Origin of the sequence: Pseudoxanthomonas daejeonensis, assembly GCF_010093205.1 — a bacterium.
GTDB lineage: Bacteria > Pseudomonadota > Gammaproteobacteria > Xanthomonadales > Xanthomonadaceae > Pseudoxanthomonas > Pseudoxanthomonas daejeonensis.
In genome coordinates this window covers 1-22371 of record NZ_PDWN01000020.1, presented here as the reverse complement: position 1 = coordinate 22371, position 22371 = coordinate 1, and the positions used below count along the sequence as shown (strand labels likewise).

The following is a 22371-nucleotide window of genomic DNA, read 5'->3' as shown; positions in this document are numbered from 1 at the left end:
GGGGGGGGGGATTAACGATAACGCAACATTACGGCGATCACAGGAACGGTCAGAACGCCACCTCGACCGGGTGCCGCGACCACAGGACCGACTGGTGGCCGGTCGCCTGCTTCCAGGCCAGGCGGATGGCTTCGATGTCGGCGCGCCTTCGTGGCGTGTCCTCGTGGAGGACGACCAGGACCTTGGTGCGCAGGCGGTCGGGGCCGGGATCGCCGCGGAACAGCCATTGGCCGTAGGCGTCGAACACGGTCAGCCCGTCGGGAAAGCGCGGGGTGACCTCGCGATCGAGGAATTCGCGCCAGCGTTCCTCGCTGGTCGGCTCGGCCTGCACACGCGACGGGGCGCCGTCCTCGCTGCCCATCCCGAAGTACAGCTCGCTGCGTAGCCAGCCCTGCGCCTGCGCGGCGCGCGCGGCGTCTCCCTCGATGTGCGGCGCTGGGGCATCGGCGGGTAGAGGAGGCGCACCGGCGCATGCGGCAAGCAGCGAAGCCAACAGGATGGGAAAGAGTGTGCGGATCGACATGGACGTGCGTTCCCGTGCGGCAGGCAGCGTGTCGGCCGCATCGCCGGCGGGCAAACAACACCGTGGCATGAGCAGATGCCACGGCATGACTTGCCAGTTTGCGGTGCGGCGATCATAGCCCTGCGTCCGGCCGCACGAATCCCGGCCGGCTGGCCAGTGGAGCGCATTCGCGCGCGCCTTCCGGTGACATCGCCCACGTCGCTGTACCCGCAGGGCACCGGCCGTGCCAGGCCACGTAACCCGGGCATCACGGCACCGGGTCCACAATGCAGCCATGGCCGACGCGAACCTCCCACGCCCGTCGCCGCCGCCGCTCGACGACGACTGCGCGTTGTTCCTTGACGTGGACGGCACCCTGATCGGGTTCAGCACCGACCCGGCGTCCGTGCGCGTGCCCGCGCAGGTGCTGGAAACGATCGGCGCGATCAGCGACCGCCTGCAAGGCGCGGTCGCCCTGGTCAGCGGCCGCCCACTGGTGCAGCTGGACACGCTGTTCGCACCGCTGCGCCTGCCGGCGGCCGGGCTGCATGGCCATGAATTCCGTGGCGATGCCCAGGCAGCGGCCGACATTCCCGAGGACACCTCCGCGTTCCTGCACGAGCTGCATCGCGCGGCCACCCACCTGGCCGCGGCGCATCCGGGCGTACTGGTCGAAGACAAGGGCGTGAGCCTGGCGCTGCACTGGCGCGCGGCGCCGCAGGCGGCCGACTCGGTCGCGGGATTCGCCCGCGAGCGCATCGCTGGCCTGCCGGGATATCGCCTGCAGCCGGGCGACCACGTGATCGAGTTCGTGCCCGAAGGCAGCGACAAGGGCGCGGCGGTGGAACGGATGATGGCGCGGCCGCCCTTTGCCGGACGCCTGCCGGTGTTCATCGGCGACGACCTCACCGACGAATTCGGCTTCGCCGCCGCCCATCGCGGCGGCGGCTGGAGCGTGCTGGTCGGCGCCCGTGCCGGCAGCATCGCCCGCCATGCCCTGGCCGACCCGGACGCGGTCCATGAATGGCTGCGCGCGAATGCGCTGCAGGCGAGCGTCATGGCCCGGCGCAGCACGGGCGCGGGCGCGGACGGATGACGACACGCGGGGCAAACACGAGGAGCGCAATGCAAGTCCAAGTACACGAGTCGAACCTGCAACTGGGCGTGAGCGGCAACGGCAGCTTCGGCGCGCTGGTCGACGCCCGCGGACGCGTGGTCTGGGGATGCCTGCCCGCGTTCGACGGCGATCCCGCCTTCTGCGCGCTGCTGTCGCCGCGCGAACACGAGGGTGGCGACTTCGGCATCGAGCTGGAGGACTTCGCCCGTTCCGAACAGGCCTACGTGCCCAACACCGCGGTGCTGCGCACGGTCCTGCACGACAGCCAGGGCGGCGCGCTGGAGATCCTAGACTTCGCCCCGCGCTGGCGGCAGAACGGGCGCTTCTACCGGCCGGTCTCGATCATCCGCCGGATCACCCCGCTGTCAGGCAGTCCCCGCATCCGCGTGCGCGCGCGGCCGCTGGCCGATTGGGGTGCGCGCGTGCCCGAACACACCTGGGGCAGCAACCACATGCGCTGGCTGTTGCCGGGCTTCACCCTGCGCCTGAGCACCGACGTCCCGGTGCGTTTCGTCCGCGACGGGCTGCCGTTCGTGCTCAGCCATCGCCTGCACCTGGTGCTGGGACCGGACGAGCCGCTGGCGCGCTCGATCGAAGGCTACGTGGAGGAAGCGCTGACGCGCACCCGCGACTACTGGCGCGAATGGGTGCGCTACCTGTCGATCCCGCTGGAATGGCAGGAGGCGGTGATCCGCAGCGCGATCACCCTCAAGCTGTGCCAGTACGAGGACAGCGGCGCGATCATCGCGGCGATGACCACCTCGATCCCGGAAGCGCCGGGCTCGTCGCGCAACTGGGACTACCGCTACTGCTGGCTGCGCGACGCGGCCTTCGTGGTGCGCGCGCTCAACCGGCTGGGCGCGACCCGCAGCATGGAGGAGTTCCTGCGCTACATCTTCAACATCGCCACCCATGACGGCACGCTGCAGCCGCTGTACGGCATCGGCTTCGAGGAGAAGCTCGAGGAACACGAAGTCGGATCGCTGGCCGGCTACCGCGGCATGGGCCCGGTGCGGCGCGGCAACTTGGCCTGGATCCAGAAGCAGCACGATGTCTATGGCAGCGTCGTGCTGGCCTCCACCCAGCTGTTCTTCGACCAGCGCCTGGTGGATCCGGGCGATGCCCACGCCTTCGCCCGGCTCGAGCCGCTGGGCGAACGCGCTTTCGCCCTGCACGACGTGCCCGATGCCGGCCTGTGGGAGTTCCGGGGCCGCGCCGAGGTCCACACCTACACCGCGGCGATGTGCTGGGCCGCCTGTGACCGCCTGGCCAAGATCGCTTCGCGGCTGGGCCTGGACGGCCGCGCGGCCTACTGGCGCGATCGCGCCGACACCATACATGCCGCCACGCTGGAACAGGCATGGCGGCCGGACGCCAACCACTTCAGCGCCTCGTTCCAGAGCGATTACCTTGACGCGTCGCTGCTGCTGCTGGCCGACATCGGCTTCGTCGCCGCCGACGATCCACGTTACGTCGCCACGGTCGAGGCCATCGGTCGCGAACTGCGGCACGGCGACGGCGTGTTCCGCTACGTCGCCCCGGACGATTTCGGCACGCCGGAAACCAGCTTCACCATCTGCACGTTCTGGTACATCGACGCGCTGGCCGCGATCGGGCGCATGGACGAGGCGCGCGAACTGTTCGAGCGCGTGCTGGCCCGGCGCAACCACCTCGGCCTGCTTTCAGAAGACATGGCCTTCGAGGACGGCGAAGGCTGGGGGAACTTCCCGCAGACCTATTCGCACGTGGGCCTGATCATCGCCGCGATGCGCCTGTCGCGTTCCTGGCAGGAAGCCTCGTGAGCCGGCTGGTGGTCGTTTCCAACCGGGTTTCCCTGCCCGGCGAAAACCGCGCCGGCGGCCTGGCGGTGGCCTTGCAGGCGGCGCTGGGCGAGCGCGGCGGCCTGTGGTTCGGCTGGAGCGGGAAAGTCGTGCGCGGCCCCGGTGGCGAGGTGCACGAACAGCGCGACGCCGAAATCCGCTACGTCACCGTCGACCTGGACCGCGCCGACCACGACGCGTACTACAACGGCTTCTCCAACCGTACGTTGTGGCCGTTGCTGCACTTCCGCCTGGACCTGGTCGACTACGACCGTGCCACGCGGGAAGGGTACCGGCGGGTCAACGCCCTGTTCGCCGACAAGCTCGCGCCTTTGCTGCGCGAGGACGACACGGTCTGGATCCACGACTACCACCTGATCCCGCTGGCGTCGCTGCTGCGCGAGCGCGGGATCGGGTGCAGGATCGGCTTCTTCCTCCACGTGCCGGTGCCGTCGGCGGACCTGCTGATGGCCATGCCCGACCACCAGCGGCTGATGTCGACCCTGTATTCATACGACCTGGTCGGCTTCCAGACCCGTCGCGACAGGGACCGCTTCCATTCCTACGTGCGGCTTTACGGGGGTGGCAGGATCGTCGGCGACGACGAGCTCGAGGCACCGGGCGGGCGCCGCTTCAGGACCGGCGCCTTCCCGATCAGCATCGACACCGCGCACATCGCGCGGCAGGCGGCCGCTGCGATGTCCAAGCCGGCGGTGCGCCAGCTGCAGACCAGCCTGGAGCGGCGCTTGCTGGCGATCGGCGTGGACCGGCTGGACTACTCCAAGGGCCTGCCCGAACGCTTCCACGGTTTCGAGCGCTACCTGCAGCGCCATCCGGACCAGAAAGGCAGCCTGACCTACCTGCAGATCGCGCCGGTTTCGCGCGGCGACGTCGGCGAGTACCAAGTGCTGCGCAGCCAGCTCGAGCAGATCGCCGGGCACATCAACGGTGGTCACGCCGAACCGGACTGGACACCGTTGCGCTACGTCAACCGCAACTTCCCGCACCCCACGCTCACCGGCTTCTACCGCAGCGCGCGCGTGGGCCTGGTCACTCCGTTGCGCGACGGCATGAACCTGGTCGCCAAGGAATACGTGGCCGCGCAGGATCCGGAGAACCCCGGGGTGCTGGTGCTCTCGCTGCTGGCCGGCGCGGCGCAGGAAATGGGCGAGGCGCTGCTGGTCAATCCCCACGACCTGGACGGCGTGGCCGACGCCATCGCCAGTGCCGCGACGATGCCGCTGTCCAGGCGCAAGGAGCGCTGGCACGCGATGTTCGACTACCTGCGCATCCACGACATCCACGCCTGGCGGCGCAGCTACCTGGCGGCACTGGAATCCTGCGGAGCCACCGGCGGGATTACGCCGGACGGATGAACGCCACCGTCGCCATCCGCCCGGTGCGTGCGTCGCGACGGTGCGAGTAGAAGCGCGGCACGTCGGTGATCGTGCACAGGCCACCGCCGTGGATGGACGCGGCCGGGATGCCTGCCGCCTGCAGGCGACGACGCGCCAGCGCGTACAGGTCCACGCGCCAGTGGCCGGGGCGGGTCGCGGCAAACGCGTCCGCCGCGCCGGGATCGGCGCCGACGAAAGCCTCGCGCACCTCGACACCGATCTCGTAGGCCTGTGGCCCGGCCGCCGGCCCCAGCCACGCGACCAGCCGCGACGGTGGCGTGTGCATCGCCGCCACGGTCGCTTCGAGCACGCCCGAGGCCAGGCCGCGCCAGCCGGCGTGCGCGGCGCCGGCTTCGCTGCCGTCCACGGCGGCGAACACGCCCGGCAGGCAGTCGGCGGTGAGGATCGCCAGCACCGCGCCGGGCGCGGATGTGACCGCCGCATCGGCTTCGGGCTCGTCATCGATGCTGGCCTGGGTCGCCAGCGGCGCGTCGAAACGCATCACCCCGGTGCCATGCACCTGGCGCAGCCAGTACGGCGGCGCGGGTAGCCCGGCCCCCTGCAGCAGTGCGTCGCGGTTGCCCGCGACCACATGCGGATCGTCGCCGCTGCGCGCGCCGAGGTTGAAGCTTTCGAAAGGCGCGACCGAGACGCCCGCGCCATGGCGCAGCGTGGTGAACGCGACCACGCCCGGCGGAGCGGGCCAGTTCGCGGGCAGCAGCGCGCGGTCGATGGACGCGTGTTCCGGCCGGAGGTTCATCGGATCAGCGGCGCTGGCTTTCGTCCCAGGCGCGGGTGTCTTCGCGCAACGCGCGCAGCAGTTCCACCAGGTCGGCCGGCACCGGCGCCGATACGCGCACCTGCTCGCCACTGACCGGATGGGTGAACTCCAGCGTCTCGGCGTGCAGCGCCTGGCGCTTGAACCCGCGCAGGCGCGCGGCCAGGGTTTCGGTCGCGCCCTTGGGCAGCTTCAGCGGACCGCCGTACAGCGGATCGCCGACGATCGGATGGCGCAGGTGCTGCATGTGCACGCGGATCTGGTGCGTGCGGCCCGTTTCCAGCCGGCATTCCAGCGCGGTGTGGTTGCGGAAGCGCTCGCGCAGGCGGAAGTGGGTCACCGCCTCCTTGCCGTCCTCGCGCACCGCCATGCGCAAACGGTCGCGCGGGTGGCGGTCGATCCCGGCGCTGGCGGTGCCGCCGGAAACCAGCGCGCCCACGACCACGGCCAGGTACTGGCGATGCACCTCGCGCGCGGCCAGCTGCGCGACCAGCCCGGTGTGCGCCGGCAGGGTGCGGGCCACGACCATCACCCCGCTGGTGTCCTTGTCCAGGCGATGGACGATGCCGGCGCGCGGCAGCATCGACAGGCCCGGATCGCGGTGCAGCAGCGCGTTGACCAGGGTGCCGGACGGATTGCCCGCGCCGGGATGCACGACCAGGCCGGCCGGCTTGTCCAGCACGAACACGTCGGCGTCCTCGTAGAGGATGTCGAGCGGGATGTCCTCGGGCTCGGCCTCGGTCTGGACCTCGGCCACCGCGGCCAGGGTCACCGCCTCCCCGCCCCGCACCAGGTCGCGCGGGCGCGCGGGCTGGCCGTCCAGCAATGCGTCCCCGGACTTGATCCAGGTCGACAGGCGCGAGCGGGAGTATTCGGGGAACAGGTCGGCCAGCACCGCGTCGAAGCGGCGGCCGGCGGACTCGTCGGGAACGATGGCCTGCCGGGGCGACGGCAGATCGGAGGGGTCGGGTGCGGACAGGGACATGGAAAAAAGCCGGTGCGGGGACGGTCCGGCACTGGGAGTCAGTCGCCGGACAGGCCACTAGGCTATCATCGGCCCTTCCGTTTCCGCGCCTTACGCCCCCGATGGCCCATCGCTCCCGCTTCGCCCTCCCCGCCCCGCTGCGCCTGGCCGCCCTGCTGCTGGCGCTGGCCTTCCTGGCCACCGGCTGCGGCCGCAACAGCAAGGAAGACGCCGACGAGGGCCTGGCGGTCACCGAGCTCTACGACAAGGCCCACGGCCAGATGGTGCGTGGCAACTGGTCGGAAGCGGAGAAGACCTTCAAGCGGCTCGTCGCGCAGTACCCGTACGGTGCCTATACCGAGCAGGCGCTGATGGAGACCGCCTACGCCCAGTTCAAGGCCGGCAAGCACGAGGACGCGGTAGCCACCATCGACCGCTTCATCCGCACCTACCCGACCCACCGCAACATCGCCTACTTCTACTACCTGCGCGGCCTGTCCAACTCCAACCGCGACGCGGTGTTCCTGCAGCGGGTGTGGTCGCTGGACCCCAGCCGGCGCGACCTCGCGTCGCCGCAGCAGGCCTACGACGACTTCTCGCGCGTGGTCCAGCGCTATCCCAACAGCCGCTACGCCGCCGATGCGCGCGAGCGCATGGCCGAACTGCGCGACCTGTTCGCCCGCCACGAAATGGACATCGCGCTGTACTACATGCGCCGCGGCGCCTGGCTGTCGGCGATCAGCCGCGCCCAGTACATCCTCGAGACCTACCCGCAGAGCGCCTTCCAGAACGACGCGATCGCCGTCCTGGCCGCCGCCTACACGGAACAGGGCAACGAAACGCTGGCCGCCGACGCCCGGCGCGTGCTGCAGCTCAACGACCCCGAGCACCCTTTGCTGCACGGCAGCTGGCCGGACTATCCGTGGGCGATCCGCAAGCTGAACCCGTTCGCGGGCGAGGTCTCGCCGACCGGCCAGCGCAACGCGACCCGCGACTGACACGCGGGCCGACGCGGCATCGATACAAGGAAAGGCGCGCCCCTGGCGCGCCTTTCGCGTTTCCGGGCCCTGACGCGCCGCTGCAAGATCTTGCAGGAGCGGGGTCCAGCCCGTGACACCGAGGTTAGGGACGGGCAATGCCTCGGAACTCCGACGTCCTCGGTGTCGCGGTCGTGCCCGCTCCTACATAGCGACCGCTGCGGCGCGGGTGTTGTAGGAGCGGGGTTCAGCCCGCGACACCGAGATCGGGGGACGGGCGACGCCTCGCGGCTCCGATGCCCTCGGTGTCGCGGTCGCGCCCACTCCTACGGAGTGGCCGCTGCAGGGTGGGGTGTGATTCCGCGCGCGAGGGGGCATCAGCCCCCGAAGCCATTACTGACCGGATAGCGCCGCTCGCGGCCGAAGGCGCGTCGCGACACCTTCGGCCCCGGGGCGGCCTGGTGCCGCTTCCATTCGCTGGTGCGCACCAGCCGCAACACCCGGTCCACCACTTCGGCCGCGTAGCCGGCGGCGACGATCTCGTCGCGCGACTGTTCCTGGTCGACGTAGCGGTAGAGGATGCCGTCGAGCACGTCGTAGGCCGGCAGCGAGTCCTGGTCGGTCTGGTTTGCGCGCAGCTCGGCCGAAGGCGGCCGCGCGATCACCGCCGGCGGGATCACCGGCGCACCACCGACCGTGTTGCGCCACTTGGCCAGGCCGAACACCTCGGTCTTGTACAGGTCCTTCAGCGGGGCGTAGCCGCCGCACATGTCGCCGTAGATGGTCGCGTAACCGACCGCGTATTCGCTCTTGTTGCCGGTGGTCAGCAGCAGTCCGCCGAACTTGTTGGACAGCGCCATCAGGATCGCGCCGCGGCTGCGCGACTGCAGGTTCTCCTCGGCGATGCCGGATTCTTGGCCCTCGAACATCGCTTCCAGCGCCTGCAGGAAGCCGGTGAACGCCGGCTCGATCGCCACCGTTTCCAGCTTCACCCCGAGCGCGGCGCACTGCTCGGCGGCCAGGTCGTTGGACAGGTCGGCGGTGTAGCGCGACGGCAGCCGCACTGCGGTGACGTTGTCCGCGCCCAGCGCGTCGACCGCCAGCGCCAGCACCAGCGCCGAATCGATCCCGCCCGACAGGCCCAGCCAGACCTTGGAGAAGCCGTTCTTGCCGCAGTAGTCCTGGATGCCGCGCACCACCGCGCGCCAGGCCAGCGCATCCATGCTCTCGTCGCCATCGTCCATCCACTGCATCGGCATGAACCGGCGCGAGGCGACGTCGTAGTCGACCACCAGCCACTGGTCGGTGAACGCGGCCGCCGCCGGATGCACGGTGCCGTCGCCGTCGGCCACCACCGAAGCGCCGTCGAACACGACCGCGTCCTGTCCGCCGACCAGGTTGAGATACGCCAGGGCGGCGCCCGATTCGCGGGTGCGCCCGGCCAGCAGTGCGTCGCGCTGGGCGTGCTTGCCGCGCTCGAACGGCGACGCGTTGGGCACCAGCACCAGCTGCGCGCCGGCGGCCACCGTATCGGCCAGCGGCTCGGGGAACCACAGGTCCTCGCAGACCAGCACGCCCACCGGCACGCCTTCGACGTCGAACACGCAGGACCCGCCGTTGGGGTCGACCTCGAAGTAGCGGCGCTCGTCGAACACCGCGTAGTTGGGCAGCTCGCGCTTGCGGTACGTCGCCTCGATGCGCCCGTCGCGCAACACGCTGGCGGCGTTGTAGAGCACGCTGCCGGCCGATTCGGGCCAGGGAACGACCGCCACGATCCCGGTCGCGGCCTTGGCCACCTCGTGCACCGCCGCCTCGCAGGCAGCCAGGAACGACGGCCGCAACAGCAGGTCCTCGGGCGGATAGCCGCTGATCGCCAGCTCGGGGAACAGGACGATGTCGGCGCCGAACTCGTCGCGGGCCTCGGCGATCATCGCCCCGATCCGCTCCGCGTTGCTCGCGACCGCGCCGACCGGGAAATCGAACTGGGCCAGGGCAATACGCAGGGAATCCTTCATGGCGTCGACCGTTCGTGGGATGGGCCCATGATACCGGCGCGACGTTGCGGACTTGTGGTCGTCCCGCCGCCGCGGCGATCAGTCGCGCTCGAACTCGGCGATCTCGTCCAGCAGCGCGCGGCCGCGGCGGATCGCATCGCTCTCGTCGAGGAAGCCGCCCTCGCGCCCCGCACGCCGTGCGCGACGGCTGGAAATCCAGGACAACGCGTACGTGCCCAGCCATCCGGCCACGCCCAGCGCCAGGCTGATCTGGATCCACAGGGGGGTTCCAGCAGCCGGGTCCACCTCGCCCAGGCCGGCGAAGGCGACCACCACCAGCACCCACATCACCCACCACGGCGCACCGCACACGTTCGCGCTGATCGCGTAGATGCCGCGCAGCCGCGCCATCTGCTTCTGGATCCGCAGCACCGGCGCCGAGTAGTCGAACGTACCGATCATTCCCAGGGTGATCCCGGCCAGCGCCACGTGCGCCACGCCGAAGGCATGCACCAGCAGGCCGGTCCAGAACAGCCCCGGCACCGCCGTGTTGCGCGTCCAGCACGCCACGCCCAGCACGATCAGACCGATCCCCAGCAAGGCCTGCAAGCCTTGTCCCCAGGCGAGCGGGCGCAGGCCGCGGCGCACGTGCTCGAGCTTGCGTTCGCGCAGCAGCTGCCACTGCAGCGCGTCCTGCCGTTCCAGCTGCCGGCCCAGCACCTGCCAGGCATTCTTCAGTTCGTCGAGTTCCATGGTCGTGTCCATCGGATATCCGGTCGTGGGGATCAGTCGTGGAAGGAGGCGGCGGCGTAGTCGCGCAGGCGCTGCTTGATCCGCCCGATGCGGGTGGTGACGTTGCTCTCGCCGATGCCCAGCACCTCGGCGATCTCGCGCCCGCTGCGTTCCTCCAGGTAGAGAAGCAGCAAGGCGCGGTCGAGCGGTCCGAGCGTGGCCATGAATCGCTGCAGCAGGCGCAGGCGCTCGTGCGTTTCCGGATCGAACGCCGCACCGCCAGCCAGGGTGTCGGCATGGTCGTCCAGCGGCACCGAGCGCTCGGCGCCGGCCTGCCCGCGCAGGAACGAGATCGCAGTGTTGAGCGCGATCCGGTACATCCAGGTCGAGAAGCTGCGCGCCGGGTCGTAGCCAGGCCACGCCCGCCACAGCTGCACCGCGATCTCCTGGGCCAGGTCGGCCCGATCCTCGGCGCTGCGCGCATAACTGCCGGCGATCTTGAGGACGATGCCGCGATGCCGTTGCAGCAGCGCATCGAACGCCTGGGCCGGGGTTTCGGTCATGGGTGTGGCGAGTTCCATCCGGGATCGCTTCCGTGGGTCATTGTGTCCAATGCACGGGTGATTCGCCGGCCCGGCCGGTTTGTCACGCCCCCCTGCCTGCCTGCCGCGGTGGAAAGCCCCGGAGTCGGGCCTCGACAGCGCCGGCGGCGCAGCGGAAAGCCCGGCGGCGGGCTCGGGAGCGCCGGCGTTGGGTCGGAGGGCGGCAAGCGCGCAGCTTCGGGCTGAGCCGCGGCAGTACGGGTGTGTTGCGGTCTGCGCGAGGGCACATCCCTGTGCCCTCGCGCCGACGCGGACATCCCTGTCCGCTGCCGCAACACACCCGTACTGCCACGTCTTCGGGAACGTCCAGGCCGGGGCTCCGCTCCGGCGCCATGAAGCCACCGCCCGCTCCCATGCCCTATCAGCGGCAAGCCCGCTCGCATGGCGAAGGCCACGGCGAACGCCCGCGACAGGGTCCACAGCACGGCCACTCCCCCGCCGTTGCGGTGCCTGCCCGCTCCTCGCCACCTCGATCGAAGCCGCGACCTCAACGCCCCCGAGGACGCCGTCCTGTCGGGGTGTGGCGCAAGTGGCACATGGATGTGCCACGGCCCGAGTGCGGACAGGGATGTCCGCCCGAGGGGTAAGCCACACCCCGGCAGGACGGCGGCCCAGGCCGAAGCCGGCGCTTCTGCTGCATAACGCTGGCAAGGCAGCAAAAAAGAAGGCCGCCCGGAGGCGGCCTTCTTCGTGTCGCGCAGTCGCGTGGATCAGCCGCCCAGGCGGGCCTTGATCGCAGCGCCCAGGTCGCCCGGCGAGCGGACCGTGGTCACGCCGGCCGCTTCCATCGCGGCGAACTTGCCCTCGGCCGTGCCCTGGCCGCCCGACGCGATCGCGCCGGCGTGGCCCATGCGCTTGCCCGGAGGGGCCGAAGCGCCGGCGATGAAGCCGACGACCGGCTTCTTCACGTACTGCTTGATGTACTCGGCGCCTTCTTCCTCGGCGCTGCCGCCGATCTCGCCGACCATGATGATGCCCTCGGTCTGCGGGTCCTCGTTGAACAGCTTGAGGCAGTCGACGAAGTTCAGGCCGTTGATCGGGTCGCCGCCGATGCCAATACAGGTCGACTGGCCCAGACCCACGTCGGTGGTCTGCTTGACCGCTTCATAGGTCAGCGTGCCCGAGCGCGACACGATGCCGATCTTGCCCGGCATGTGGATGTGGCCCGGCATGATGCCGATCTTGCACTCGCCCGGGGTGATCACGCCGGGGCAGTTCGGGCCGATGAGGGTCACGCCCTCGTAGCCGTTGAGCACGTTCTTCACGCGCAGCATGTCCAGCACCGGGATGCCCTCGGTGATGCAGACGATGACCTTGATGCCGGCCGCGGCCGCCTCGAGGATCGCGTCGGCCGCGAACGGCGGCGGCACGTAGATGACCGAAGCATCGGCGCCGGTGGCCTTGACCGCATCGGCGACGGTGTTGAACACCGGCAGGCCGATGTGGGTCTGGCCGCCCTTGCCCGGGGTGACGCCGCCGACGACCTTGGTCCCGTACTCGACCATCTGCTCGGCGTGGAAGGTGCCCTGCTGGCCGGTGAAGCCCTGCACGATCACCTTCGTGTTCTTGTTAACGAGGACGCTCATTTTCTAATCCTTGCTCGTCGCGGGTCGCTTCCGGCGCGCCGCATGCTCGCGGCGCGACCGGTGGCGGATTGCCGCAGGAATGGGTTCAGGCGGCGACCGCGGCGACCGACTTCTTGGCGCCGTCGTTGATGTCGTCGGCGGGGATGATGGCCAGGCCGCTGTCCTTGAGCAGCTGCTTGCCTTCTTCCACGTTGGTGCCTTCCAGGCGCACGATCACCGGGATCTTGACCCCCACGTCCTTGACCGCGGCGATGATGCCCTCGGCGATCATGTCGCAGCGGACGATGCCGCCGAAGATGTTGACGAAGATCGCCTTGACCTTGTCCGAGGACAGGATCAGCTTGAACGCGGTGGTCACGCGCTCCTTGGTGGCGCCGCCGCCGACGTCGAGGAAGTTCGCCGGCTCGCCGCCGTTGAGCTTGATCACGTCCATGGTCGCCATCGCCAGGCCGGCGCCGTTGACCATGCAGCCGATGTTGCCGTCCATGGTGACGTAGTTGAGGTCGTGCTGGCTGGCCAGCACCTCGGTCTCGTCCTCCTGGCTCTTGTCGCGCATGGCGACCAGGTCGGCATGGCGGAAGCTGGCGTTGTCGTCGGAATTGATCTTGCCGTCGAGCGCGTACAGGTCGCCGCTGTCCAGGATCGCCAGCGGGTTCAGCTCGACCAGCGCCAGGTCCTTCTCGTTGAACAGGCGGTACAGCCCGGTCATGATCTTGACCAGCTGGCCGACCTGCTTGGCGTTCAGGCCCAGGGCGAAGCCGACGTCGCGCGCCTGGTACGGCTGCAGGCCTTCGACGAAGTTCACGTTGAGGGTCTGGATCAGGTGCGGGGTCTCGGCCGCGACCGTCTCGATGTCCACGCCGCCCTCGGACGAGGCGATGTAGGTGATCGACTTGCTGCCGCGGTCGACCAGCACCGACAGGTAGAGTTCCTTGGCGATCTCGCCGGCCTCGGTGACCAGCACCAGGTTCACCGGCAGCGCCACGCCTGCGGACTGGTAGGTGGCCATCTTGGTGCCGAGCATGCCGATGGCCGCGTTGAACACGTCGTCGGTGGTCTTGCAGAACTTGACGCCGCCGGCCTTGCCGCGGCCGCCTGCGTGGATCTGCGCCTTGACCATCCACGGACCGCTGCCGAGGGACTTGGCCGCGTCTACCGCTTCAGCCGGGGTGGACGCGACGCGTCCTGCCGGGACCGGGATGCCGTAGTCGGCAAACAGTTGTTTCGCCTGGTACTCGTGGAAATTCATGCTTCACCAGTGGGGTGGGGAACGACCGCCGGGCCGGGTGCCGGATCCGGGCAAACAAGGCCGGGGCTGTCGGGGCGGGGGCGATATTGTCGCCGACAACGCGGCGGCGGTGCAAAACGCGGCCCCCGCAGGCCCGGAACGGCCGCCGGGGCGGCTTGACCCCCGCTGCCGCCGGGCCGGGGCGGCGTGAATCGACCCTATACTGGCCCGCGCGCGACATGGAGTCCCTGCTTGGCCGCCTCGCTTATCAACCGCATCGAGTCGATCCCCCGGCGCGAGCTGTACTTCTTCAGCCTGTACCGGGTGCTGGAAGCGGCGATCCTGGCGGCGCTGGTATTCAGCCCGATCGCCGCAATGATCGGCGACGCGCGCAACGTCACCCTCGGCGGCACCGTGGCCGTCTTCTACATGGTCGCCGCCGTGGCCCTGCTGCTGCTGGGCCGCAACGAGCGCTGGCTGGTGCCGCTGGTGTTCGGCGGGGCCTGCATCGACATCCTCGCCGCCACCCTGATCACCCACGCCCTGCCCTCGGTCGCGGCCGGCATCGCGATGATGCTGCTGTTCAACGTGGCCGCCGCCGCCATGCTGCTGCCGCTGCGCTTCGCCATGAGCATCGCCGCGCTGGCCAGCCTGGCCCTGGTGGTGCAATACCTGTGGTCGAGCCTGGCCGACGGCGAGCCGCCGCGCTCGCTGGCCGAGCTGTCCATGTTCGTCACCAGCTACCTGGCCCTGGCCTGGCTGGGCAACCAGATCGGCCACCGCGCCCGCTCCAGCCAGCGGCTGGCCGAGCAGCGCACCGCCGAAGTCGCCAATCTGGTGGAGATCAACGAACTGATCATCCGCCGCATGCGCACCGGCGTGCTGGTGGTCGACGCGGACAACACCATTACCCTGGCCAACGAGGCGGCCTCGCTGCTGCTGGGCGACGGCGGCGAAGCCAGCACCGGCGGGCTGAACCAGATGGCGCCGGAGCTGTCCCGGCGCCTGCAGCGCTGGCGCAATGGCTGGCAGGTGGACGACACCCCCCTGCAGCTGTTCCCGGACCAGCCCGAGGTCCAGCCGCGCTTCGCCCGGCTGCTGGCCGACAGCGAGCTGACCCTGGTGTTCCTGGATGACACGACCGTAGTCTCGCGCCGGGCCGAGTCGCTGACCCTGGCCGCGCTGGGCCGGTTTTCGGCCAGCCTGGCCCACGAGATCCGCAACCCGCTGGCGGCGATCAACTACGCGGTGCAGTTGCTGGAGGAGTCGCGGAACGTGGATGACGCCGACCGCCGCCTGCTGCAGATCATCCACCAGCAGTGCCTGCGCACCAATGGCATCGTCGAGAGCGTGCTCGGCCTGGCCCGGCGCGAGCGCGCCAATCCGGAGAACATCGACCTGGGCGGGTTCGTGCGCCGCTTCGTCGACGACTACCGGCAGACCCTCTCGATCGAGACCGACAGCCTGGAAGCGATCGTGCCGGCGCAGCCGGTGCAGGCGCTGGTCGACCCCAAGCACCTGCAGCAGATCCTCACCGCGCTGGTGCACAACGCGCTCCGGTACGGCCGGATCATGGACGAGCCCTCCCGGGTCCGGCTGCGGGTGTTCCAGGACGGGCGCAATGCCTATGTCGACATCCTCGACCGTGGCCCCGGCATCCCCGAGGGCGTGATCGCGCAGCTGTTCCGGCCGTTCTTCACCACCTCCGAGCACGGCACCGGGCTGGGCCTGTACATCGCCCGGGAGCTGAGCCGGGCCAACCAGGCGACCCTGGACTACGTCCCGGTCCCGGGTGGCGGCGCCTGTTTCCGGGTCGCCCTGCAGGGGCCGAACACGATCCTGTCTTTGTGACGCCCATTCCAGACTTGGCCCGAATCGCCGACTCGGCTATCGTTCCGGCATGAGCCCTGGCCGCAGTGCATTGATCGTCGACGACGAGCGCGATATCCGCGAATTGCTGGTACTGACGCTGGGTCGCATGGGGTTGCGGGTCGATACCGCAGCCAACCTCTCCGAAGCCCGCGAACTGCTGGGCAACAACCGCTACGACCTGTGCTTCACCGACATGCGCCTGCCCGACGGCAGCGGCATCGAACTGGTGGGCGAGATCTCGCGCAACCATCCGCAGACCCCGGTGGCGATGATCACCGCCTTCGGCAGCATGGACCTGGCAGTCGAGGCGCTGAAGGCCGGCGCCTTCGACTTCGTCAGCAAGCCGGTGGACATCAACGTCCTGCGCGGCCTGGTCCGCCATGCGCTGGAACTGAACAACACCGAGCGGCCCAAGCCACCGCCGACCCCGCCCGAGCAGGCCAGCCGCCTGCTCGGCGAGTCCACCGCGATGGCCACCCTGCGCGCCACCATCGCCAAGGTCGCGCGCAGCCAGGCCCCGGTCTACATCCTGGGCGAGTCGGGCGTGGGCAAGGAGCTGGTCGCCCGCACCATCCACGAGCAGGGCGCGCGTGGCGCGGGGCCGTTCATCCCGGTCAACTGCGGCGCGATCCCGGCCGAGCTGATGGAGAGCGAGTTCTTCGGCCACAAGAAGGGCAGCTTCACCGGCGCCCATGCCGACAAGCCGGGCCTGTTCCAGGCAGCCAGTGGCGGCACCCTTTTCCTCGACGAAGTCGCCGAGCTGCCCCTGCCGATGCAGGTCAAGCTGCTGCGCGCGATCCAGGAGAAGTCGGTGCGCGCGGTCGGTGCCGCCGGCGAAGTGCCGGTGGACGTGCGCATCCTCTCGGCCACGCACAAGGACCTCGGCCATCTGGTCGCCGACGGCCGCTTCCGCCACGACCTCTACTACCGCATCAACGTGATCGAGCTGCGCGTTCCGCCTTTGCGCGAGCGCACCGGCGACCTGCCGCAGCTGGCCAGCGCGATCCTGCAGCGCCTGGCCGCCGGGCAGGGACGCGACGCGATCGCACTCACCCCCGCGGCGATGGACGCGCTGGCCGGCTATGCCTTCCCCGGCAACGTGCGCGAGCTGGAGAACGTGCTCGAGCGCGCCCTGGCCCTGGCCGAAGGCGACAGCATCGACACGTCCGACCTGCACCTGCCACAGGCCATCACCCGCAGCGGCTCGCCGTCGGACCCTGCAAACCCGGCCCAGGCCGTGCAGGCCGAAGCGGTCCTGGACCTGGACCCGGGCACCGGCGCCCTGCCCTCGTACATCGAACAGCTCGAGCGCGCCGCGATCCAGAAGGCGCTGGAAGAGAACCGCTGGAACAAGACCCGGACCGCCGCGCAGCTGGGCATCACCTTCCGCGCGCTGCGCTACAAGCTCAAGAAGCTGGGGATGGACTGAGGCCTGGCGGCCCGGTTACCCGCGGCATGGCGCCTGCGGCGCTTCGACACGGTCCTGGACAAGGCATGCGCCCGATGGCGACGCGTCCGCGGGCATGCGCCGCCATGGGAATCGAGAAGCGGAATGGCAAAGGCACCCGACCCGGCTCCCGCCGGCGATAATGGCGCATGAGCAGCAGCCACCAGCCCAAGAAATCCCTCGGCCAGAATTTCCTGCACGAACGCGTCTACATCGAGCGCATCGTCCAGGCGGTGGATCCGAAACCGGGTGACCGGGTGGTGGAGATCGGCCCGGGCCAGGGCGCGATCACCCTGCCCCTGCTGCGCCGCCATGACGCGCTGACCGTGATCGAATTCGATCGCGACCTGGTGGGCCCGCTGGCCGCGATGGCCGAAGGCGTCGGCGACCTCACCATCGTCCATCGCGACGTGCTGTCGGTGGACTTCACCGCGCTGGCCGCGGGCACGCCCTTCAAGCTGTGCGGCAACCTGCCCTACAACATCTCCTCGCCGATCCTGTTCCATGCACTGGACCACGCCGCGTCGATTCGCGACATGGTCTTCATGCTGCAGAAGGAGGTGGTCGACCGGATGGGCGCCGGGCCCGGCAGCAAGGTCTACGGACGGCTGAGCGTGATGCTGCAGGCGTATTGCCAGGTGCAGCCCCTGTTCGTGGTGCCGCCGGGTGCGTTCCGCCCGCCGCCGAAGGTGGATTCCGCCGTGGTGCGGCTGGTGCCGCGCGACCCGGCCACGGTCGGCATCGAGGATCGAAAGCGCTTCGCCGACGTGGTGCGCGCCGCGTTCGGCCAGCGCCGCAAGACCCTGCGCAACGCGTTGAACGGCGTTTGCGACGCCGCCCAGTTCGAGGCCGCCGGCGTCAGTCCCGATGCGCGCGCCGAGCAGATCGAGGTCGCGGCGTTCGTTCGCCTGGCCAACGCAAAGGGCGCGTAACCCCTCGCAGGTCCGTCCGCTCCGCCCTGCCCCTACAAAAGCGCTGCCGCCATGGAATCGGCATACAGGTGCCGCAGATGGCGGCGCCTGCACCGTACATGCACGACCCGGGAACCCAGCCAGGTCATATCGCGGGCCACGACCCGCTGCGCGAACCCCTGGAAACACGCGTCCCGGAGGGCCGTATCGCAGCCGCGGATCCTTCCCCTCGGCCATCACGCGCTTTTTGCTTAAACTGTCGCCATGCAGTATTCGAAGCCCTACGCGATCGACGTGGAAGTGGAACCGCGCTTCCTCGCGGACCAGTCCGAGCCCGACTCCGGGCGCTACGTGTTCGCCTACACCATCCGCATCCGCAACAGCGGCCGCGTCGCCGCGCGCCTGCTGGCGCGCCACTGGCACATCACCGACGGCAACGGCCGCATCGAGGAAGTGCACGGCGATGGCGTGGTCGGCGAGCAGCCCTGGCTGGAGCCGGGCGAGGATTTCGAATACACCTCCGGCGTGGTGCTGGAGACCGGCGACGGCGCGATGCAGGGAAGCTATGAATTGCTGGCTGCCGACGGCACCCGCTTCGATGCACCCATCGCCCCGTTCCTGCTGACCGTGCCGCGGACCCTGCACTGAGGCCGCCGCGATGAGCACCTGGGCCATCGGCGACCTGCAGGGCTGCTACGACGCCACGCAGCGCCTGCTCGAACGGATCCGCTTCGATCCGGCCGCCGACACGCTCTGGTTCTGCGGCGACCTGGTCAACCGCGGCGGGCAGTCGCTGGAAACCCTGCGCCTGGTCCATTCGCTGCGCGAGCGCAGCGTGGTGGTGCTGGGCAACCATGACCTTTCGCTGCTGGCCATCGGCGAACGTCCGCCGGCCGAGAAGCGCAAGGTCAATCCGGACCTGCAGCGCGTGGTGCTGGCCGAGGACAGCGGCGAACTGCTGGGCTGGCTGCGACGGCAGAAACTCGTGCATGCCGACCGCGCACTGGGCTGGATGATGGTCCATGCCGGCCTCGCCCCGCAGTGGACCACCCAGCACGCCGAGCAGTACGCCGGCGAGATCGAGCAGCAGCTGCGCGGCGACGGCTACCGCGGCCTGCTGCGCAACATGTACGGCGACCGGCCGAACTGGTCATCGGGCCTGCGCGGGCACGATCGCTGGCGCGCGACGATCAACTGGTTCACCCGTGCGCGCTACTGCACCCCGCGCGGACGCATCGCGATCGAGGAAAAGGGTCCGCCCGGCACCCAGGCCGCCGGCCTGTATCCCTGGTACGAGGCGCCGGGCCGCGTCGAGCGCGACCTGAAGATCGTCTGCGGCCACTGGTCCACGCTGGGCCTGACCCTCACCCAGGGCATCCACGCCATCGACACCGGCGCGGTCTGGGGCGGCAAGCTCACCGCGCTGCAGCTGGACAGCGAGGAACTGCGCGTCGTCCAGGTGCCGGGTCGCGACGTGCAGGCACTGCCGCCGCACCTGCGCCGGGAATAAGGCCGGCGGCGATGCCGCCCCCACAGGGAGCGCCCTGTCCGGGCTTTGCGGGTCGGACCTCAGCTCGCGCGTGCGTAGTCGACGAACTGGAAGGCGTGGTCATGCTTCGCATCGGCGGGATGCGGTTCGCGCGCCAGCTCCCGCCACTGGGCAGGGTCCCAGGCCGGGAAGAACGTGTCCGCATCGGCGACCACCGTGTCGACCTCGGTCAGGTGCAGCACGTCCGCGCGCGGCAGGGCCAGCGCATAGACCTCGCCGCCACCGATCACGCACAGCTCCTGCGCGCCTTCGTCCTGCGCCAGCGAGATCGCCTCCTCGATCGAGGCCACCGCAACCATGCCGTCGAACGGTACCGATCCGCCGCGGGTCAAGACCAGGTTCGTGCGCCCGGGCAGTGACCGACCGAGCGATTCGGCGGTCCTGCGGCCCATCAGGACCGGCTTGCCCAGGGTCAACGCCTTGAACCGCTTCAGGTCGTCCGGCAATCGCCACGGCAGGTCGTTGCCACGACCGATGCCGCGGTTGCGGTCCAGCGCCGCGACCAGCGAAACCTTCATCGCGCCTAGACCGCCACCGGCGCCTTGATCGCCGGCAACGGCTCGTAGCCTTCGATCGCGATGTCCTCGAAGGTGAAGTCGAACAGGTCCTTCACCGCGGGATCGAGCCGCAGTGTCGGCATCGCGCGCGGCGTGCGCGACAGCTGCTCGCGCGCCTGCTCGTAATGGTTCGAATACAGGTGGGCGTCGCCCAGGGTATGCACGAAGTCGCCGACCTCCAGGCCCGTCGCCTGCGCCACCATGTGGGTCAGCAGCGCGTAGCTGGCGATGTTGAACGGCACGCCGAGGAAGATGTCGCCGCTGCGCTGGTACAGCTGGCAGCTCAGGCGTCCGTCGGCGACATAGAACTGGAACATCGTGTGGCACGGCATCAGCGCCATCTTCGGCAGGTCGGCCACGTTCCAGGCGCTGACGATCAGCCGGCGCGAGTCGGGGTTGCGCCGGATCTCGTCGACCACCCAGCGGATCTGGTCGATCTCGCGGCCGTCGCTGCCGGTCCAGCGCCGCCACTGCTTGCCGTAGACCGGACCCAGTTCGCCATCGTCGTCGGCCCACTCGTCCCAGATGCTGACCTTGTTGTCCCTCAGGTAGGCGACGTTGGTCTCGCCCTTCAGGAACCACAGCAGCTCGTGGATGATCGAGCGCAGGTGCAGCTTCTTGGTGGTGACCAGCGGGAAGCCTTCGGCCAGGTCGAAGCGCATCTGCCAGCCGAACACGCTGCGCGTGCCGGTGCCGGTGCGGTCGGCTTTCTCCGTGCCGTGTTCGAGCACATGACCGAGCAGGTCGAGGTACTGCTTCATTTGGCGGCCTCCCGTGCCGTGGCGGGCAAGGGCTGCAGCACCGGCGCGTCGTGCGACCGCCACAACAGGTAAAGGCCCAGCGCGACCAGCGGCAGGCTCAGCACCTGGCCCATGGTCAGCCAGCCGAACGCCAGGTAGCCCAGCTGCGCGTCGGGCATGCGCACGAACTCCACGGCGAAACGGAACACGCCATAGAGCAGCGCGAACATGCCGGCCACCGCGTAGCGCGGCCGCGGCCTGGCGGAGAACCACCACAGGACGCAGAACATCACCAGGCCCTCGAGGACGGCCTGGTAGAGCTGGGAGGGATGGCGCGCGAACGCATCGAGCGCGCCGGCATCGAACTGTGCCTGCAAGGCCGCCGGATCCAGCCCGCGGTACTGCTCGGGCAGGCCGGTCGGGAACACCACGCCCCAGCCGGCCTCGGTGTACTTGCCCCACAACTCGCCGCCGATGTAGTTGCCGAGCCGGCCGAAGCCCAGGCCCGGGGGCACCAGGGGCGCGACGAAATCCATCGTGTCGAAGAAGTGCAGCTTCTGCTTGCGTGACCAGAACCAGGCCGCGGCCAGCACGCCGAGCAGGCCGCCGTGGAAGCTCATGCCTCCGTCCCAGACGCGGAACAGCATCAGCGGGTCGCTCATGAACTCGCCCAGCGCGTAGAACAGGACGTAACCCAGTCGCCCACCCAGCACGACACCGAGCATCGCGTAGAACAGCAGGTCCGAATAGGCGTTGCCATCGACGCCGGGCAGGCGACCGGCGCGGATCCGCCGTTGGCCGAGCCACCACGCCATGCCGAAGCCGAGCAGGTACATGATCCCGTACCAGTGCACGCGCACCGGTCCCAGCGACAGGGCGATCGGATCGATCTGGTGCAGGACGATCATTGCGCGTGGGCTCCGGGGAACTGGGCCCCATTGTGCCCGAGCCCGGCGTCGCGGCGCGCGCTCAACCGCCCTTGCGCCTGGCCGCAGCACGTGCAACGCGGAACGGCCGCGAGGCGCAGCACTGTCCCCGCCTCGTGGAATCGTGCCGCGGCCGGTGCCCTACAACAGCACCGGCCGGTCGGGCAGCTCGTCGCGGCTGGCACCGGTGGCGGGGTAATGCCGGGCCAGCAGGATGGATATCCGCTCGATGCCCGCCACCACGGCCGATTCCAGCGCCTCGCCACCGGCCATTGCCTGCTCGAGGGCATGGCACACCGCTTCCCACTCGGCATCGGCGACCCGGCCGTGCAGGCCGCGGTCGGCGACGATCTCGATCGCGTGGTCGGCCAGCAGCAGGTACAGCAGCACGCCGTTGTTGGATCCGGTGTCCCACACCCGCAGGCGGGCGAAGACTTCGTGGGCGCGCTCGCGCGGCGCCATGCCGTCGACCAGCGCGCGCCAGGGCACCCCCGCCTCGACCGCGAACACCACCTCGCCGTCGTGCAGGCGCTCGCCGCTGGCGATGGCCGCCGCGATCCGCTCCAGCCGCGCGGCAGGGAACCGGCGCGCCGCCGAAGGCGCGAACAGATGGCGCAGCCAGCGCATCACCACCGCCCCGAGGCGCCACCGCCCCCGGACATGCCACCACCG

Annotated in this window: 21 protein-coding genes; 9 read left to right on the top strand and 12 right to left on the bottom strand. The window is 69.9% G+C overall.

What is annotated here, in order from left to right:
- Positions 1–49: 49 nt before the first annotated feature.
- Positions 50–517, bottom strand: coding sequence for a DUF3574 domain-containing protein (locus CSC65_RS15920; RefSeq protein WP_425501381.1), 468 nt, complete (start codon positions 515–517; stop codon positions 50–52).
- Positions 518–797: 280 nt separating this feature from the next.
- Here CSC65_RS15920 and otsB point away from each other — a divergent pair, with 280 nt between their 5' ends.
- Genes otsB through otsA form a run of 3 tightly spaced genes read left to right on the top strand, consistent with a single transcriptional unit; the run spans position 798 to position 4815 of the window.
- Positions 798–1598 carry a trehalose-phosphatase gene (gene otsB, locus CSC65_RS15915; RefSeq protein WP_162411567.1) on the top strand — a complete coding sequence of 267 codons (801 nt, stop codon included), beginning with the start codon at positions 798–800 and terminating at the stop codon, positions 1596–1598.
- A gap of 29 nt (positions 1599–1627) precedes the next feature.
- Positions 1628–3421 carry a glycoside hydrolase family 15 protein gene (locus CSC65_RS15910; RefSeq protein WP_162411566.1) on the top strand — a complete coding sequence of 598 codons (1794 nt, stop codon included), beginning with the start codon at positions 1628–1630 and terminating at the stop codon, positions 3419–3421.
- The gene (otsA, locus tag CSC65_RS15905; protein WP_162411565.1) at positions 3418–4815 is read left to right on the top strand and encodes an alpha,alpha-trehalose-phosphate synthase (UDP-forming); all 1398 of its coding nucleotides are present in this window, start codon (positions 3418–3420) and stop codon (positions 4813–4815) included. Before CSC65_RS15910 ends, otsA begins: the two co-directional genes overlap by 4 nt.
- On the opposite strand, the gene pgeF is transcribed toward otsA, so the two are convergent.
- Both pgeF and rluD read right to left on the bottom strand, forming a co-directional pair.
- Positions 4799–5596 carry a peptidoglycan editing factor PgeF gene (gene pgeF / locus CSC65_RS15900; RefSeq protein WP_162411564.1) on the bottom strand — a complete coding sequence of 266 codons (798 nt, stop codon included), beginning with the start codon at positions 5594–5596 and terminating at the stop codon, positions 4799–4801. The genes otsA and pgeF overlap by 17 nt on opposite strands.
- Before the next feature lie 4 nt (positions 5597–5600).
- The gene (gene rluD, locus CSC65_RS15895) at positions 5601–6599 is read right to left on the bottom strand and encodes a 23S rRNA pseudouridine(1911/1915/1917) synthase RluD (RefSeq protein WP_162411563.1); all 999 of its coding nucleotides are present in this window, start codon (positions 6597–6599) and stop codon (positions 5601–5603) included.
- Positions 6600–6700: 101 nt separating this feature from the next.
- Between rluD and CSC65_RS15890 the strand changes: the two genes are divergently transcribed.
- Entirely contained in the window at positions 6701–7576 is an 876-nt protein-coding gene (locus tag CSC65_RS15890) for an outer membrane protein assembly factor BamD (protein ID WP_162411562.1), read from the top strand.
- Between the two features lie 356 nt (positions 7577–7932).
- On the opposite strand, the gene CSC65_RS15885 is transcribed toward CSC65_RS15890, so the two are convergent.
- From CSC65_RS15885 to sucC, 5 genes are all read right to left on the bottom strand, one after another.
- Positions 7933–9570, bottom strand: coding sequence for an NAD+ synthase (locus CSC65_RS15885; RefSeq protein WP_162411561.1), 1638 nt, complete (start codon positions 9568–9570; stop codon positions 7933–7935).
- 78 nt (positions 9571–9648) lie between these two features.
- A complete protein-coding gene (locus tag CSC65_RS15880) occupies positions 9649–10314 on the bottom strand; it encodes a serine/threonine protein kinase (protein ID WP_162411560.1) in 666 nt (221 codons plus the stop codon).
- Positions 10315–10334: 20 nt separating this feature from the next.
- Complete coding sequence (locus CSC65_RS15875; RefSeq protein ID WP_238390431.1) at positions 10335–10844, bottom strand: sigma-70 family RNA polymerase sigma factor; 510 nt, start codon at positions 10842–10844, stop codon at positions 10335–10337.
- A 749-nt stretch (positions 10845–11593) separates the two neighbouring features.
- Positions 11594–12469, bottom strand: coding sequence for a succinate--CoA ligase subunit alpha (gene sucD, locus CSC65_RS15870; protein WP_162411558.1), 876 nt, complete (start codon positions 12467–12469; stop codon positions 11594–11596).
- Positions 12470–12554: 85 nt separating this feature from the next.
- Positions 12555–13718, bottom strand: coding sequence for an ADP-forming succinate--CoA ligase subunit beta (gene sucC, locus CSC65_RS15865; protein WP_162411557.1), 1164 nt, complete (start codon positions 13716–13718; stop codon positions 12555–12557).
- 231 nt (positions 13719–13949) lie between these two features.
- Between sucC and CSC65_RS15860 the strand changes: the two genes are divergently transcribed.
- The 5 genes from CSC65_RS15860 to CSC65_RS15840 all read left to right on the top strand — a co-directional run bounded on the left by CSC65_RS15860 (position 13950) and on the right by CSC65_RS15840 (position 19437).
- Complete coding sequence (locus CSC65_RS15860) at positions 13950–15548, top strand: sensor histidine kinase (protein ID WP_162411556.1); 1599 nt, start codon at positions 13950–13952, stop codon at positions 15546–15548.
- Between the two features lie 49 nt (positions 15549–15597).
- The gene (locus CSC65_RS15855) at positions 15598–16998 is read left to right on the top strand and encodes a sigma-54-dependent transcriptional regulator (protein WP_162411555.1); all 1401 of its coding nucleotides are present in this window, start codon (positions 15598–15600) and stop codon (positions 16996–16998) included.
- A gap of 167 nt (positions 16999–17165) precedes the next feature.
- On the top strand, positions 17166–17948 hold the full coding sequence (gene rsmA / locus CSC65_RS15850; RefSeq protein ID WP_162411554.1) for a 16S rRNA (adenine(1518)-N(6)/adenine(1519)-N(6))-dimethyltransferase RsmA: 783 nt from the start codon (positions 17166–17168) through the stop codon (positions 17946–17948).
- A gap of 243 nt (positions 17949–18191) precedes the next feature.
- Positions 18192–18575 carry a Co2+/Mg2+ efflux protein ApaG gene (apaG, locus tag CSC65_RS15845; protein ID WP_162411553.1) on the top strand — a complete coding sequence of 128 codons (384 nt, stop codon included), beginning with the start codon at positions 18192–18194 and terminating at the stop codon, positions 18573–18575.
- Between the two features lie 10 nt (positions 18576–18585).
- Entirely contained in the window at positions 18586–19437 is an 852-nt protein-coding gene (locus CSC65_RS15840) for a symmetrical bis(5'-nucleosyl)-tetraphosphatase (RefSeq protein ID WP_162411552.1), read from the top strand.
- A gap of 59 nt (positions 19438–19496) precedes the next feature.
- Here CSC65_RS15840 and CSC65_RS15835 read toward each other — a convergent pair whose 3' ends face one another.
- From CSC65_RS15835 to CSC65_RS15820, 4 genes are all read right to left on the bottom strand, one after another.
- Complete coding sequence (locus tag CSC65_RS15835) at positions 19497–19994, bottom strand: dihydrofolate reductase (protein WP_162411551.1); 498 nt, start codon at positions 19992–19994, stop codon at positions 19497–19499.
- Between the two features lie 5 nt (positions 19995–19999).
- Complete coding sequence (locus CSC65_RS15830; protein ID WP_162411550.1) at positions 20000–20794, bottom strand: thymidylate synthase; 795 nt, start codon at positions 20792–20794, stop codon at positions 20000–20002.
- Positions 20791–21681 carry a prolipoprotein diacylglyceryl transferase gene (gene lgt, locus CSC65_RS15825; RefSeq protein ID WP_162411549.1) on the bottom strand — a complete coding sequence of 297 codons (891 nt, stop codon included), beginning with the start codon at positions 21679–21681 and terminating at the stop codon, positions 20791–20793. Before lgt ends, CSC65_RS15830 begins: the two co-directional genes overlap by 4 nt.
- Before the next feature lie 159 nt (positions 21682–21840).
- A complete protein-coding gene (locus tag CSC65_RS15820; protein ID WP_162411548.1) occupies positions 21841–22326 on the bottom strand; it encodes a TPM domain-containing protein in 486 nt (161 codons plus the stop codon).
- Positions 22327–22371: the final 45 nt, after the last annotated feature.

What these genes read in the sequence shown, in the direction of transcription:
- otsB (WP_162411567.1), top strand. Translation starts at nt 798, where the DNA reads ATGGCCGACGCGAACCTCCCACGCCCGTCGCCGCCGCCGCTCGACGAC.
- CSC65_RS15910 (WP_162411566.1), top strand. Translation starts at nt 1,628, where the DNA reads ATGCAAGTCCAAGTACACGAGTCGAACCTGCAACTGGGCGTGAGCGGC.
- pgeF (WP_162411564.1), bottom strand. Translation starts at nt 5,596, where the DNA reads ATGAACCTCCGGCCGGAACACGCGTCCATCGACCGCGCGCTGCTGCCC.
- rluD (WP_162411563.1), bottom strand. Translation starts at nt 6,599, where the DNA reads ATGTCCCTGTCCGCACCCGACCCCTCCGATCTGCCGTCGCCCCGGCAG.
- CSC65_RS15890 (WP_162411562.1), top strand. Translation starts at nt 6,701, where the DNA reads ATGGCCCATCGCTCCCGCTTCGCCCTCCCCGCCCCGCTGCGCCTGGCC.
- CSC65_RS15885 (WP_162411561.1), bottom strand. Translation starts at nt 9,570, where the DNA reads ATGAAGGATTCCCTGCGTATTGCCCTGGCCCAGTTCGATTTCCCGGTC.
- CSC65_RS15880 (WP_162411560.1), bottom strand. Translation starts at nt 10,314, where the DNA reads ATGGACACGACCATGGAACTCGACGAACTGAAGAATGCCTGGCAGGTG.
- CSC65_RS15875 (WP_238390431.1), bottom strand. Translation starts at nt 10,844, where the DNA reads ATGACCGAAACCCCGGCCCAGGCGTTCGATGCGCTGCTGCAACGGCAT.
- sucD (WP_162411558.1), bottom strand. Translation starts at nt 12,469, where the DNA reads ATGAGCGTCCTCGTTAACAAGAACACGAAGGTGATCGTGCAGGGCTTC.
- sucC (WP_162411557.1), bottom strand. Translation starts at nt 13,718, where the DNA reads ATGAATTTCCACGAGTACCAGGCGAAACAACTGTTTGCCGACTACGGC.
- CSC65_RS15855 (WP_162411555.1), top strand. Translation starts at nt 15,598, where the DNA reads ATGAGCCCTGGCCGCAGTGCATTGATCGTCGACGACGAGCGCGATATC.
- rsmA (WP_162411554.1), top strand. Translation starts at nt 17,166, where the DNA reads ATGAGCAGCAGCCACCAGCCCAAGAAATCCCTCGGCCAGAATTTCCTG.
- apaG (WP_162411553.1), top strand. Translation starts at nt 18,192, where the DNA reads ATGCAGTATTCGAAGCCCTACGCGATCGACGTGGAAGTGGAACCGCGC.
- CSC65_RS15840 (WP_162411552.1), top strand. Translation starts at nt 18,586, where the DNA reads ATGAGCACCTGGGCCATCGGCGACCTGCAGGGCTGCTACGACGCCACG.
- CSC65_RS15835 (WP_162411551.1), bottom strand. Translation starts at nt 19,994, where the DNA reads ATGAAGGTTTCGCTGGTCGCGGCGCTGGACCGCAACCGCGGCATCGGT.
- CSC65_RS15830 (WP_162411550.1), bottom strand. Translation starts at nt 20,794, where the DNA reads ATGAAGCAGTACCTCGACCTGCTCGGTCATGTGCTCGAACACGGCACG.
- lgt (WP_162411549.1), bottom strand. Translation starts at nt 21,681, where the DNA reads ATGATCGTCCTGCACCAGATCGATCCGATCGCCCTGTCGCTGGGACCG.
- CSC65_RS15820 (WP_162411548.1), bottom strand. Translation starts at nt 22,326, where the DNA reads ATGCGCTGGCTGCGCCATCTGTTCGCGCCTTCGGCGGCGCGCCGGTTC.